Annotated in this window: 9 protein-coding genes, 2 tRNA genes and 1 pseudogene; 9 read left to right on the top strand and 3 right to left on the bottom strand. The window is 70.1% G+C overall.

The window, feature by feature from the left end; all coding sequences use genetic code 11:
- Window positions 1-16: 16 nt before the first annotated feature.
- From ADL01_RS39545 to ADL01_RS39520, 6 genes are all read left to right on the top strand, one after another.
- Window positions 17-1,753 (top strand): LCP family protein, encoded by a 1,737-nt coding sequence (locus ADL01_RS39545; protein WP_053746927.1) that lies wholly within the window; start codon window positions 17-19, stop codon window positions 1,751-1,753.
- A 149-nt stretch (window positions 1,754-1,902) separates the two neighbouring features.
- Window positions 1,903-2,346, top strand: coding sequence for a ribosome silencing factor (gene rsfS / locus ADL01_RS39540; protein ID WP_053746926.1), 444 nt, complete (start codon window positions 1,903-1,905; stop codon window positions 2,344-2,346).
- Window positions 2,343-3,017 (top strand): histidine phosphatase family protein, encoded by a 675-nt coding sequence (locus tag ADL01_RS39535; protein ID WP_053746925.1) that lies wholly within the window; start codon window positions 2,343-2,345, stop codon window positions 3,015-3,017. The genes rsfS and ADL01_RS39535 overlap by 4 nt, the downstream gene beginning before the upstream one ends.
- 72 nt (window positions 3,018-3,089) lie before the next feature.
- Window positions 3,090-3,162 (top strand) — tRNA-Ala (locus ADL01_RS39530).
- Between the two features lie 614 nt (window positions 3,163-3,776).
- Window positions 3,777-4,010 carry a hypothetical protein gene (locus ADL01_RS39525; RefSeq protein ID WP_044472114.1) on the top strand — a complete coding sequence of 78 codons (234 nt, stop codon included), beginning with the start codon at window positions 3,777-3,779 and terminating at the stop codon, window positions 4,008-4,010.
- Window positions 4,011-4,111: 101 nt separating this feature from the next.
- Window positions 4,112-4,184, top strand: a tRNA-Ala gene (locus tag ADL01_RS39520).
- 149 nt (window positions 4,185-4,333) lie between these two features.
- Here ADL01_RS39520 and ADL01_RS39515 read toward each other — a convergent pair.
- Together ADL01_RS39515 and ADL01_RS39510 are read right to left on the bottom strand one after the other, a co-directional pair.
- Window positions 4,334-5,956, bottom strand: a complete 1,623-nt coding sequence (locus ADL01_RS39515; RefSeq protein ID WP_053746924.1) for an NADH-quinone oxidoreductase subunit NuoF family protein — start codon at window positions 5,954-5,956, stop codon at window positions 4,334-4,336.
- The gene (locus ADL01_RS39510; RefSeq protein ID WP_199835124.1) at window positions 5,953-7,266 is read right to left on the bottom strand and encodes a ferric reductase-like transmembrane domain-containing protein; all 1,314 of its coding nucleotides are present in this window, start codon (window positions 7,264-7,266) and stop codon (window positions 5,953-5,955) included. The genes ADL01_RS39515 and ADL01_RS39510 overlap by 4 nt, the downstream gene beginning before the upstream one ends.
- Before the next feature lie 445 nt (window positions 7,267-7,711).
- On the opposite strand from ADL01_RS39510, the gene leuS reads away from it, so the two are divergent.
- The 3 genes from leuS to ADL01_RS39495 all read left to right on the top strand — a co-directional run bounded on the left by leuS (window position 7,712) and on the right by ADL01_RS39495 (window position 12,471).
- Window positions 7,712-10,594, top strand: coding sequence for a leucine--tRNA ligase (gene leuS, locus ADL01_RS39505; protein WP_053746922.1), 2,883 nt, complete (start codon window positions 7,712-7,714; stop codon window positions 10,592-10,594).
- Window positions 10,595-10,779: 185 nt separating this feature from the next.
- On the top strand, window positions 10,780-11,544 hold the full coding sequence (locus ADL01_RS39500; RefSeq protein ID WP_053746921.1) for a hypothetical protein: 765 nt from the start codon (window positions 10,780-10,782) through the stop codon (window positions 11,542-11,544).
- 81 nt (window positions 11,545-11,625) lie between these two features.
- Entirely contained in the window at window positions 11,626-12,471 is an 846-nt protein-coding gene (locus ADL01_RS39495; protein ID WP_053746920.1) for a DegV family protein, read from the top strand.
- A 221-nt stretch (window positions 12,472-12,692) separates the two neighbouring features.
- On the opposite strand, the pseudogene ADL01_RS47065 reads toward ADL01_RS39495, so the two are convergent.
- A pseudogene (locus tag ADL01_RS47065) lies at window positions 12,693-12,988 on the bottom strand (hypothetical protein); the annotation flags it as partial.

The following is a 12,988-nucleotide window of genomic DNA, read 5'->3' as shown; positions in this document are numbered from 1 at the left end:
GCCGAGAGGAGCACCGGTGAACGACCGATACGACTCGGGGTACGACGGCGACCAGCAGTACGAGATCGTCGGCTACGACGACTACGGCCGGCCCATATACCAGCAGGTGCCGCCGCCGCAGCAGGCCTACCAGCAGCAGACGCAGCCGGGCCAGCAGTCGTACGACCCCTACGGGCAGCAGGCGCCCCAGACGCAGGGGTACGAGGGGTACGGCTACGACCCGTACACGACCGGGCAGCAGCAGCCCGTCCCCTCGTACGACCCGTACGGCGCCGGGAACCCGGCCACCGGGTACGACCCCTACGGGCAGACGGCGAGCAGCGGGCAGCAGCCCCGGGTCGCCGAGCAGGCGCCGCCCTCGGTGCCGACGCCACGGACCGCGCCGACCGAACAGGCCGCCCGGATTCCGCAGCAGGGCGGCCCGCTCGAGGACGGCACTCCGCAGGCGCAGGGGGCCCCGCAGGCCCAGGGTGAGCGCGACTACAGCACCCAGCAGTTCGCCTTCGTCGAGGAGCCCACCGGCGACTCCGAGGACGTCATCGACTGGCTGAACTTCACCGAGAACCGCACCGAGCGCCGCGAGGAGGCCAAGCGTCGCACTCGGGGCCGCTTCATCGCCCTGGCCGTCGTCCTCGCCCTGGTGGCGGTGGGCGGCGCCGGCTACCTCTGGTACGCCGGGAAGCTGCCCGGCACGTCCTCCTCGGCCACGAAGGCGGGCGGTGCGACCGGCGCGGCGGCCCAGAAACGGGACGTGGTCGTCGTCCACCTGCACAACACAGGCAAGGGCGGCACCTCGACGGTGCTGCTCGTCGACAACACCACCACCAAGCAGGGCGCCACCGTCCTGCTGCCCAACTCCCTCGCGCTGACCGACGACGACGGTTCCACCACCACGCTCGCCAAGTCGGTCGACGACGACGGCTCCTCCGGGACGCGCGACGCGCTCGACACCGTCCTCGGCACCGACATCGAGGGCACCTGGCGGCTCGACACCCCCTACCTGCAGAACCTCGTCGAACTGGTCGGCAACATCGACCTCGACACGAACGCCGACGTACCCGACCCGGACGCAAAGAAGAAGGGCACGGCGCCCCTGGTGCGGAAGGGCGAGGGCCAGACCCTCAGCGGCAGGATGGCCGTCGCCTACGCCACCTACCGCGCCTCCGGCGAGACCCAGGACGCCCAGCTCGAGCGGTTCGGGCAGGTCATACAGGGAGTGCTGCGCAAGCTGTCCTCCGACAGCCAGGCGGCGACGGTGACCGTGCAGACGCTGGCCCAGATCCTCGACCCCTCGCTGACCGACAAGGACCTCGGCAGCTTCCTCGCCAGGCTCGCCGACCTCGCCAAGGGCGGCGACTACAAGACCGCGCTGCTGCCCGTCCAGGGCGACGGCACCCTGAGCGCCCAGGCCGGCTCCGCGATCGTCAAAACGGTTCTGGGCGGCACCGCCAAGAGCCCCGACAGCGACGCCGCGGTCCGGGTCGCCGTCCAGAACGCGACCGGCGACAAGGGCAACACCGAGAAGGCCCGGGTCGTCCTCCTCAACGGCGGCTTCACCTTCGTGGAAGCCGGTACGGCCGGCTCCGCCCGCACCACGTCCCAGGTCACCTACACCGACGCCGCGGACAAGGAGAATGCCACCGAGGCAGCCAAGACGCTGGGTCTGCCAGCGACCTCGGTGAAGAAGGGCACGGCCGCCTCCAACGCGGACGTCTCCGTGATCCTCGGCCAGGACTTCAAAGGCGGTTCGTGACGCGGAGCGACCCAGGAAGCGGCACACTCCCCGGGGCCAGAAGCGGGTTCCCGGGGAGTGATCCGGTAATGACGTGGGGTGGCGTCGGCGGTCCGTGAGACCCTTGGGTAACCCGTACGGGTTCCCGACCGCCGACCGAAAGCCTTGTAGTGACCGCCACTGACCGTTCCATCGAGCTCATCTCCGCCGCCGCGCAGGCGGCTGCCGACAAGCTCGCGCACGACATCATCGCCTACGACGTCAGCGACGTGCTGTCGATCACGGACGCCTTCCTGCTGGCCTCCGCACCCAACGACCGCCAGGTCAAGTCGATCGTCGACGAGATCGAGGAGCGGCTCAGCAAGGAGCTCGGCACCAAGCCGGTCCGCCGCGAGGGCGACCGCGAGGCCCGCTGGGTGCTCCTGGACTACGTCGACATCGTCGTCCACGTCCAGCACAGCGAGGAGCGCGTCTTCTACGCCCTGGAGCGGCTCTGGAAGGACTGCCCCGAGCTGGAGCTGCCCGCCGACGCCAAGGCCACTCGCGGCAAGGCGGCCGAGCACGCCAAGCTGAAGGCCGAGGAGGACACCGCCGACTTCGGAGGCCTGCGGTGACCGCCACCGGGTCCACCGGGTCCCGCCGGAAGGCGGGGCAGGGCCGTCGCCTCATCCTGTGGCGTCACGGTCAGACGTCGTGGAACGTGGAGCGGCGCTTCCAGGGCACCACGGACGTGGAGCTCACCGAGACCGGCATCGGCCAGGCCCGCCGCGCCGCCCGGCTGCTCGCCTCCCTGAAGCCCGACGCGATCGTTGCCTCGGACCTCCGGCGCGCGGCGGACACCGCGGGCGAACTCGCCGCGCTCACCGGCCTTTCGGTGAGCCACGACGAGGGCCTGCGCGAGACCTACGCGGGCGTCTGGCAGGGGCTGACGCACGAGGAGATCATCGCCCGTCACGGAGACGAGTACGCCGCGTGGAAGCGCGGTGAGCCGATCCGTCGCGGCGGCGGTGAACTGGAGACCGAGGTCGCCGACCGCGCCGCCCCCGTGGTGCTGCGGCACGCCGACAAGCTCCCCGATGACGGCACCCTCGTGGTGGTCAGCCACGGCGGCACCATCCGGACCACCATCGGGCGCCTGCTCGGCCTGGATTCCCACCACTGGGAGAGCCTCGGCGGTCTCTCCAACTGCTGCTGGTCCGTCCTCGGCGAGGGCGCCCGCGGCTGGCGTCTTCTGGAGCACAACGCCGGCACACTGCCCGAGCCGGTCCTCGGTGACGACGACTGACCCGGATTTCACTTTCCGGCTGGTCGCAGGCTAAAGTTCATCTTGTTCACCCGCCCGGCGGGCGGAACGCGAGGGGCTATAGCTCAGTTGGTAGAGCGCCTGCATGGCATGCAGGAGGTCAGGAGTTCAATTCTCCTTAGCTCCACAGAAATAGATTCACGAAAGTCCCGTTCCTCCCAGGGAACGGGACTTTTCGCATACCTCGGCCTCGCCCGGGGCGCCGGTTAGGCACGGCGATCGCCCTGTGTGGGCTGCGTCACCCCGAGCGCCGTACGGGCCTTCGTGTCGAGTGCGCCCCGTCCTGGTCCTTGGTCGGCCTGACGCGACGTCCTTGGCCCGTCCCTGGGCAACGCACCCTTGTGGCGGCCGGGTTCACTCTTCTCGGACCGGCTTGAGTCACTTGGGGGCCGGGAGGCGTATACCTCTGCGGAAGCTCTTCTTGTGTGCGTGTTCGGGCCGGCTGTGACGGTCACGGCGGGTGCCGTGTCCGGACTGGTACGAAGGCGTCGCTGACCGTATTGGTCCGGCCGTGGCAGAATCAAACGGCCGGAAGGGGGCGCGGCCCGACGGGAGGGAGTTGCGATGCCTGCGAGCATCCTCAGGGAGGTCGGTCACCTCCCTGAAGCGGCGGTCATACGGGGCAGGAGAACCCGTCTCAGCTGCCCTTCCTGCGGATCCGGCCATGTCGCCCAGGTGCTCGGTGACAACGGTGGCATTTCCTACGTGTGCACGGCCTGCGGCCACAGCTGGAGCTGATCGATGGGTGCACACAGGAGGAAATGCGACTGGTGCGGCAGTGGTACGCCGATCGTCCGTGACATGGAGCCGGTGAACCACGACTACCAGTACTGGTGCGAGGAATGCGCGCGGGCGCTGATCATAAAGGGCGACCCGATCGAGACCTACCGTGAGCTGGAGGGCGAGCCGATCTACGGCCGACTCCTCGAGGAACACTGCACCCTCAAACGGTTCTACTCGTTCGTCACGGCCTGACCCCGGTACCCGTACCGGGGCGGACGGAATCGATTTGGTGCTGCACCGGGGGACCGGTAATGTTGGCCTCGCCGCCGGGGAAACCCGGCGGAACAGTGCGAGGGGCTATAGCTCAGTTGGTAGAGCGCCTGCATGGCATGCAGGAGGTCAGGAGTTCAATTCTCCTTAGCTCCACAGAAAGTTGAGGGCGGGTCACCCGAACAGGGTGGCCCGCCTTCGGCGTTGTGGGCGCCTGTTCCGCGCGTGGTGCACACAGAACGCGTACGGCGGGCCACTCGAACGATCCGAGTGGCCCGCCGCGCTGCTCCGGGGGGTGCGTCGTCTCAGCGACCGCTGCCGAGGGCGCGCCGGCCCCGGCCGCCACGCTGGGACAGGACCGGCAGACGGTCGGGGGCCGAGGCCCTGGTGTCCTCCTCGATGCGCAGCGCCAGGGCCGGGCAGCGCCGCACCGCGCGCATGGCCTTCGCCTCCGCGTACCGGGGCACCTTCGCCTGCGCCACGGTCGGGAAGCCGTCCGCGCCCAGTTCGAAGACCTCGGGGAGGATGTCGGCGCAGAGGCCGTGACCCCGGCAGAGGGTCCAGTCGACGTAGATCTTCTGGCGGCTGGGGCCGCTCTCCTCCTCCGCCTGGCCGCCGCCCGGGATGCCCGTGGGCGTCTGGCCGCCCTCGAAGAGCGGCAGAACGCCTTCTACGGGCCTTCCGCAGCCGTTTCCGAGGACATGGGCGGCGAGGTCGTCCGTGAACGCCTTGATGGTCGATTCCAGGAACATCGCCGAGCCGTCCGGATGCGAGCAAGCACCGCGCCGTTTCACCGACTTGGCGACCTGCTTGACGGCCTCCAGGGCGGCCGGGCCGCCGCCGTTGAGGATGTCCTCCAGGCCGCGCGCCGCGGCGGGCAGACCGAGATAGCAGGGGCCGCACTGGCCCGCGCTCTCCTCGGCCAGCCACTGGGCCACGCGCAGCGACTCACCGAGCGGGCAGGTCTCCTGGCTGATCGGCAGGATCGCGCCCGCACCGAGCGCACCGCCCACCGCGTCCAGGGAGTTGCGGGAGACGATCGCCTCGTTGACGGTCGCCGCGTCGATCCACTTTCCGTGGTAGCCGCCCGTCAGCACACCCTGCGGGACCGGCGGGGCGCCGGCGAGCTGCAGGACGTACCGCAGCGGCACACCCGTCGGTACCTCGATCACCATGGGGCGGGCGACCGCGCCGGAGACCGTGAGCATGACGGTGCCCGGCTCGTCGTACAGGCCGGTGTTGCAGTAGCGCTCGGCGCCGATGCGGGCGGCGATCGCCAGCTGGGCGTAGGTCTCCGCGTTGGACAGCAGGGTGGGCGCGCCGCCGACGCCGTTCTGCGAGGCGCTGATCTTGCGGCCGGGCGGGATCGCCGGGCCGCCGTCGATGGAGCGGACCAGTGAGGCGGCGGCGCCGGTGACCATCCGGATCGGATTGCGCTGCACGCGCGCGCGAAGGGCCGATCGGCGGCCGTTGTTGAGGCCGCGCTCGGCGAGCGCGGCCTCCATGGAGCGCTGCGTGGATTCACGTGTCACCCCGATGACCAGGGTGCGGGCGCCCATGGCCTCCGCGCACAGCAGGGCGCCGTCCAGAATCAGGTGCGGGGCGCGGTTGACCAGCACCGTGTCCTTGCGGCAGGCAGGCTCGTCCTCGCTCGCGTTGACGACGACGACCGGCCGCACACCGCGGCGGATCGCCGACTCGGCGACCGACCGCAGCTTCTTGTGAAACGGAAAGCCCGCGCCGCCGCGGCCTTTCAGGGAAATGCGTTCGGCGAGCTGCGCGAGCTGCTCGCCGCCCATCGGTTCGAGCGGACCGTGCACCTTGAGGTGCATGGGCAGGTCAAGTCTCTCGACAAGGTCGAAACCCGACGTGAGTACGGGAAGCCCGACCACGCGGACTTCGGGGACGTCGGGCAGAGCCTCGTTCACTTAAAGCCTCCGGAAGGCGCGTTCCAAGGTTCGCCCGAACCCGGTGCGTCGAAGTCGTAGGAGGCACCGGGGTTTGTATCAGTGGCGGGACCGCTGTTGTACGTGTCATTCGCGTTGTACGTGCCATAGGCGGCATTCGACTCAGCGGTGTTGTACACATCACTCGATCCGTACGCGGCCGCGCCCGGATTGCCATAGGTCGGGATGTTGTATCCGGTGTCGTTCATCGGGTCGTAGGCCGACACGGGAGCCTCGCCCACCGGAGGCGGGGACGGGATCGGCCAGCTGCCCGACGTACTGCCGTCGACCCGCGGCATCGCCGCGGTGGCCTGCGTGTCCATCGACAGGTCCATGCGCGCGGTCTGGTCCATGTACGGAGCCTGCGCCTGCGGGGTCGGCGCGGCGCGGTAGGCCGCCGCGAACTCGTCCTGCGCGGGCTCGGGGGTCATGGTGCGGCTGGCCGGAGCGTCGTAGAACGGCGACGGGGTCTGCGCGCCGCGCTGCGGGGGGATGCCCGCGTCCCCGCGCGCGGGCCTGCCCCCGGACGGGCTCTCGTAGCCCGGCAGGGAGGACTCCCCGAGGCGCGCCCGGCTCGCGTCCAGGCCCTCGCGGCCCAGCCGTTCCTGGGACCCCAGGACCGCCATGATCTGGGCGGCCACCCGGCGCTTGAACGGGCGGGGCGCCGAGCGCAGCGCCAGGGCCGCGATCACCGCGAGCAGGCACAGGCCGTACAGGATCGTGAAGATCGGCTTCGCCTGGCGTCCCGCGTACAGGCCGTGGACCAGCGCGAAGCACCAGGCCGGGTAGGCCAGCATGTGCATCGCGCGCCAGCGCGCCGCGACCGGCGCCGGGGAGGCGAACCGGCTGCGCAGCGCGCCGGTGACGGCCGTGAAGATCATGAGCAGGCCGGCCGCGGAGCCCATGCCGATGAGACCCGAGGTGCCGGTGACGCCCAGGCTGAAGGGGATCAGGGCGGCGATCAGGTCGACGTGGTCGAGTGCCAGTTTGACCGAGACGTGCAGCAGCAGGAAGGCGACCGAGGACACGGCGGTCGTCCGGTGCACGGCCTGCGCGACCAGTCGCTGACGGGTGTTCAGGAAGACCCGGTCGGTGGCGACCAGGCCCCAGATCACCGAACAGGAGAGGGCGACCAGTGACAGCACGCCGGCGCCGAAGTTCAGGAAGTCCTGGACCGTGTCACCTCCCACCAGCACGATCACCGGTATGAGGAGCAGCGCGGCAGCCGTCGCCATCCCGGAGGCCGAACGGCCCGTCCTGGGAAGCGAACTGTTGTTACTACGAGGGTTCATGGGGGCAACTCCGAGCGGTTCGGGAAGGCGGTCCCGCGTCGAACTGTAAGTCGAGACATACCGAGGAGTACGACGTTTGAGTTATTGCGCTGTTACCAAAGCGCCATGAGGCCGTTGTGATGTCCCATAGAGGTTGTTACGCGAAGTAATTTTTGAACCTGGTTCAGGTTTCGCTGTGTGGCGATTCACGTTTCCCTGAAGGCGTGAGGGAGTCGTGAGGGTGTCGTGCGGGCGTCGCGCACCCCGTGTGCACCGTCGCGGTGCGCTCGACGGCTGCGGTACCCTGACGCCATGCGTGCCGTACGCCTTCTGCTTAGCGAGCCGCGTTGATCAGTCCCGACCACTGACGAATCGTGGTCGGCATCAGCGCGGCGTCCCCTCCTGTGCGAGGGGTTTTTTCATTTCCAGGCCGCTGGCAGAGACGATCGATGGAGCTTTGAGGACCATGAGCGAGACGAACCCCGCTGCCACCACCGAGGTGGCGGCGCCGCACCGCTACACGGCCGCCATGGCGGCCGACATCGAGGCACGCTGGCAGGACTTCTGGGACGCCGAGGGCACGTATGCCGCCCCGAACCCGAGCGGAGACCTGGCGGGCGACCCGGAGTCGGCCGCCAAGCCCAAGAAGTTCATCATGGACATGTTCCCGTACCCCTCTGGTGCGGGTCTGCACGTCGGCCATCCGCTGGGCTACATCGCGACCGACGTGTTCGCCCGCTTCCAGCGCATGACCGGCCACAACGTCCTGCACACCCTGGGCTTCGACGCCTTCGGCCTGCCCGCCGAGCAGTACGCCGTGCAGACCGGCACGCACCCCCGGGTGTCCACCGAGGCCAACATCGAGAACATGAAGGTCCAGCTGCGCCGGCTGGGTCTGGGCCACGACAAGCGCCGGTCCTTCGCCACGATCGACCCGGACTACTACAGGTGGACCCAGTGGATCTTCCTGCAGATCTTCAACTCCTGGTACGACGAGGAGGCGGACAAGGCCCGCCCCATCGCCGCCCTGATCGCCCAGTTCGAGAGCGGTGAGCGCGCCGTACCCGGTGACCGCGCGCGCGCGTGGGACCAGCTGACCGCCGCCGAGCGCGCCGACATCCTGGGCGAGTACCGCCTGGCGTACGCCTCCGAGGCGCCCGTCAACTGGTGTCCGGGACTGGGCACCGTACTGGCGAACGAGGAGGTCACCGCCGACGGCCGTTCCGAGCGCGGCAACTTCCCCGTCTTCAAGGCCAAGCTGCGCCAGTGGAACATGCGCATCACCGCCTACGCCGACCGGCTGCTGAACGACCTGGACGCGCTGGACTGGCCCGAGGCCATCAAGCTGCAGCAGCGCAACTGGATCGGCCGCTCCGAGGGCGCCCGCGTCGACTTCCCCGTGGACGGCGAGGCCATCACGGTCTTCACCACCCGCCCGGACACCCTGTTCGGCGCCAGTTACATGGTCCTGGCGCCCGAGCACCCGCTGGTCGAGAAGCTGATCCCGGCCGCCTGGCCCGAGGGCACCCACGACGTCTGGACGGGCGGCCACGCCACCCCCGCCGAGGCCGTCGCCGCCTACCGCGCCCAGGCCGCCTCGAAGTCCGACGTCGAGCGGCAGGCCGAGGCCAAGGACAAGACCGGTGTCTTCATCGGCTCGTACGCGACCAACCCGGCCAACGGTGAGCGGGTCCCCGTCTTCATCGCCGACTACGTCCTGATGGGCTACGGCACCGGCGCGATCATGGCCGTACCGGCGGGCGACCAGCGTGACTTCGAGTTCGCGCGCGCCTTCGAGCTGCCCGTCCACTGCATCGTCGAGCCGACCGACGGGCGTGGCACCGACACCTCGACGTGGGACAACGCCTTCGCGGCCTACGACGCGAAGATCATCAACTCGGCCAACGACGACATCTCGCTGGACGGGCTGGCCGTCGCCGACGCCAAGGCGCGCATCACCGAGTGGCTGGAGCGCAAGGGCATCGGCCGAGGCACCGTCAACTTCCGGCTGCGCGACTGGCTGTTCAGCCGCCAGCGTTACTGGGGCGAGCCCTTCCCGATCGTCTACGACGAGGACGGCGTCGCGCACTCGCTGCCCGAGTCGATGCTGCCCCTGGAACTGCCCGAGGTCGAGGACTACTCGCCGCGCACCTTCGACGCGGACGACGCGGACACCTCCCCGGAGACCCCGCTGTCCCGCAACGCGGACTGGGTCAACGTCACCCTGGACCTGGGTGACGGCCGCGGGCCGCGGAAGTACCGCCGCGAGACCAACACGATGCCCAACTGGGCCGGTTCCTGCTGGTACGAGCTGCGTTACCTGGACCCGAACAACGACCGGAAGCTGGTCGACCCGGCCATCGAGCAGTACTGGATGGGCCCCCGCGAGGGCCAGCCCCACGGTGGCGTCGACCTGTACGTCGGCGGTGCCGAGCACGCCGTGCTGCACCTGCTGTACGCCCGCTTCTGGTCCAAGGTCCTGTTCGACCTGGGGCACGTCTCGTCGGTCGAGCCGTTCCACAAGCTGTTCAACCAGGGCATGATCCAGGCCTTCGTGTACCGCGACAGCCGCGGTATCGCCGTACCGGCCGCCGAGGTGGAGGAGCGCGACGGCGCCTTCTTCCACCAGGGTGAGAAGGTCTCCCGGGTGCTGGGCAAGATGGGCAAGTCCCTGAAGAACGCGGTCACTCCGGACGAGATCTGCGCCGAGTACGGGGCGGACACGCTGCGCCTGTACGAGATGGCCATGGGCCCCCTGGACGTGTCGCGGCCGTGGGACACGCGCGCGGTGGTGGGCCAGTACCGGCTGCTGCAGCGGCTGTGGCGCAACGTCGTCGACGAGGACAGCGGCGAGGTCACCGTGGTCGACACCGAGGCCGACGAGGCGACCCTGCGTGCCCTGCACAAGGCGATCGACGGCGTCCGTCAGGACCTGGAGGGCCTGCGGTTCAACACCGCCATCGCCAAGGTCACCGAGCTGAACAACCACCTGACCAAGGTGGGCGGTCCGGTCGCGCGCACGGTCGCCGAGGCGCTGGTGCTGCTGGTCGCGCCGCTGGCCCCGCACATCGCCGAGGAACTGTGGCGCCGGCTGGGTCACCCCGACTCGGTCGTCCACCAGGACTTCCCGGTCGCCGACCCCGCGTACGTCGTGGACGAGAGCGTGACCTGCGTCGTGCAGATCAAGGGCAAGGTCAAGGCCCGCCTGGAGGTCTCGCCGTCGATCTCCGACGACGAGCTGGAGAAGGTGGCGCTGAGTGACGACAAGGTCGTCGAGGCGCTGGCCGGCGCGGGGATCCGCAAGGTGATCGTGCGGGCGCCGAAGCTGGTCAACATCGTCACGGCGTAGGTCCGGACGCCGGTGCGGGCATGGGTGCGCGCACCGGTGCGGGTGCGGGCTTGGGCTGTCCGGCGGGTGGCTCGGGGTAGTCCCCTAAGGGCAGGTTCGGGGTTCTTTTGGAACTCCGGGCCTGCCCTTTGCGTTTACCGTTGAAAGGCGGCTCGAAGGCCGCGACCGGTCGGAGGAGGAGCGTCGTGGAAGCCGCTGTCGCAGTTGTCGCCCTGCTCTTTCTGCTCTTCGTCGTGCTGGGCGTGTACGCGACCGTGAAAGTGGTCGGTGCGGCCAAGAGAGGCGTGGACCGGACGATCTCGCAGGCCCGCCGCACGGTCGAGGACACCACGCTGCGCGCCAAGACGTACGTACAGCCCGGCCCGGCCGGCGAGCTGGCCCAGCTCAGGCTCAAGTTGCGTATGTCGATGCGGGCCACCCAGGACGCGCTGCACGCGGGCGTGGCCGAGGACGAGTCGCTCAAGGAATCCCTCGGCCTCTTCGAGCGGCTCAGCGCGCACGGCCACGAGCTGGACGCCGAACTCAAGCGACTGGAGTCCGACCCCGACCGGGCGACGCTCGTCGCGCGACTGCCCGCGCTGCGCGAGCGCACCGACCAGATCACGCAGGCCGCCGAGTCACTGCGCTGGGCGGCCCGGGACCGGGCGACCCGTTTCGCGGGCGACGACCTGGACTCCCTGACGACCCAGATCGACGTCGAGTCGGGCGCCCTGCGGCACTGGACGACCGCGGAGCCCCCGCCCACCGCGACACCCACGCCGACCCACACCCCCGCCCCCGCTCCGCCGCCCTGGCCCGAGGCCCCGGCCGCCGACGGGGCCGCTTCACAGCAGACCTGGCTGGACGACGCGCGCAAGGGCGCCGAACCGACCCGGCCCGCCATCACCCTGCCCGTTCAACAGCCCACCTACCCCTGGCAGAAGAAACCCCGCCCGGAGAGCACCACTTGATCCGGTGGGCCGACTCCGGTCCCGCCGCAGGTGAAAGGGGCGGGCTGCCGCCCACGACCTACGGCAGGTAACCTCCAGATCATGTCCCGCCATGTCGCGATCGTCACCGATTCAACGGCCTACCTGCCGCCGCGGACGATGGAGCGCCACGGCATCATCGCAGTGCCGCTGACCGTGGTCCTCGGTGACCAGGCCCTGGAAGAGGGCACCGAGATCTCGGCCCGTTCCCTGGCCCAGGCACTCCAGAAGCGCCGGCCCGTCACCACCTCGCGCCCCAGCCCGCAGCTCTTCGCGGAGACCTATCGCAAGGTCGCTGAGTCCGGCGCCACCGCCATCGTCTCGCTGCACCTCTCCGCCGAGTTCTCGGGCACGTACGACGCCGCGGTCCTGGCGGCCCGTGAGGCGCCGGTGCCCGTACGGGTGGTGGACACCGGCATGGTCGCGATGGCCCTCGGGTTCTGCGCGCTGGCCGCGGCCGAGACGGCGGAGGCGGGCGACACCGTGGACGAGGCGGTCACGGCCGCGGAGAAGCGGGCCTCGGGCACGTCCGCGTACTTCTACGTCGACACCCTCGACTATCTGCGCCGCGGCGGTCGGATAGGTGCCGCGCAGGCCCTCTTCGGCTCCGCCCTGGCGGTGAAGCCGCTGCTGCAGTTGGACGGCGGACGCATCGAACTGCTGGAGAAGGTGCGAACGGCGTCCAAGGCCATCGCCCGCCTCGAGGAGATCGCCGCCGACCGGGCGGCCGACGCGCAGGTGGACATCGCCGTTCACCATCTGGCCGCCCCCGACCGGGCGGCGGCCCTCGCAGACCGGTTGCGGGCGCGGATGCCCGGCATCGCCGATCTGCACGTGAGCGAGGTGGGCGCGGTGATCGGAGCGCATACGGGGCCTGGGTTGCTGGGAGTGGTTGTTTCACCTCGGTGAGGCGTGAGCCCGGCGCGCTTGGCGGCCTGGCGTGGGGGTGAGGGGTGCGGAGGGGCTCCGGGGGGATCCGCCCGTGCGCGGAAGCCTGTGCGCAGTTGCGCGCAGCACTCGTGTGGGTGACGGAGTTATCCACAACTGGTGAGTAATCCACCGGAATTGAGCAAGATCATCGCGAGTGTGGTGGATTGCTCCATTCTCTGCGCATGGCACTTCGATCAGGTTCACGCGCAAGCACTGCTACCAGCGGCCCGGGCCGCGGCCCGATGTCCGACGGCCGTGTCCGGCACGGCCATCGCCGTCTTCGTGGCCGGGCCCGACAGCATCAGGCGTCGGCCGACGAGCTCCGGCGACGGGCGGAGGTGCTCTTCGGCGAACGGGTGCTGGAGCGACGGGAGTTGGGGAACGGGCCGCCGGGTGGGGAGCGGGAGCCGGAGCGGGAGCGGGATGCGGGGGTGGTGGACGCCGGGGAGGTGGCACGGTTCGCCGGGCCGGGGGTGGGGCGTGGGGGGTCTGGTGG

The sequence above is a fragment of the Streptomyces sp. NRRL WC-3618 genome (assembly GCF_001280005.1).
GTDB lineage: Bacteria > Actinomycetota > Actinomycetes > Streptomycetales > Streptomycetaceae > Streptomyces.
Note: the sequence above shows the minus strand (reverse complement) of the source record. Positions and strands in the feature narration are given on the sequence as shown.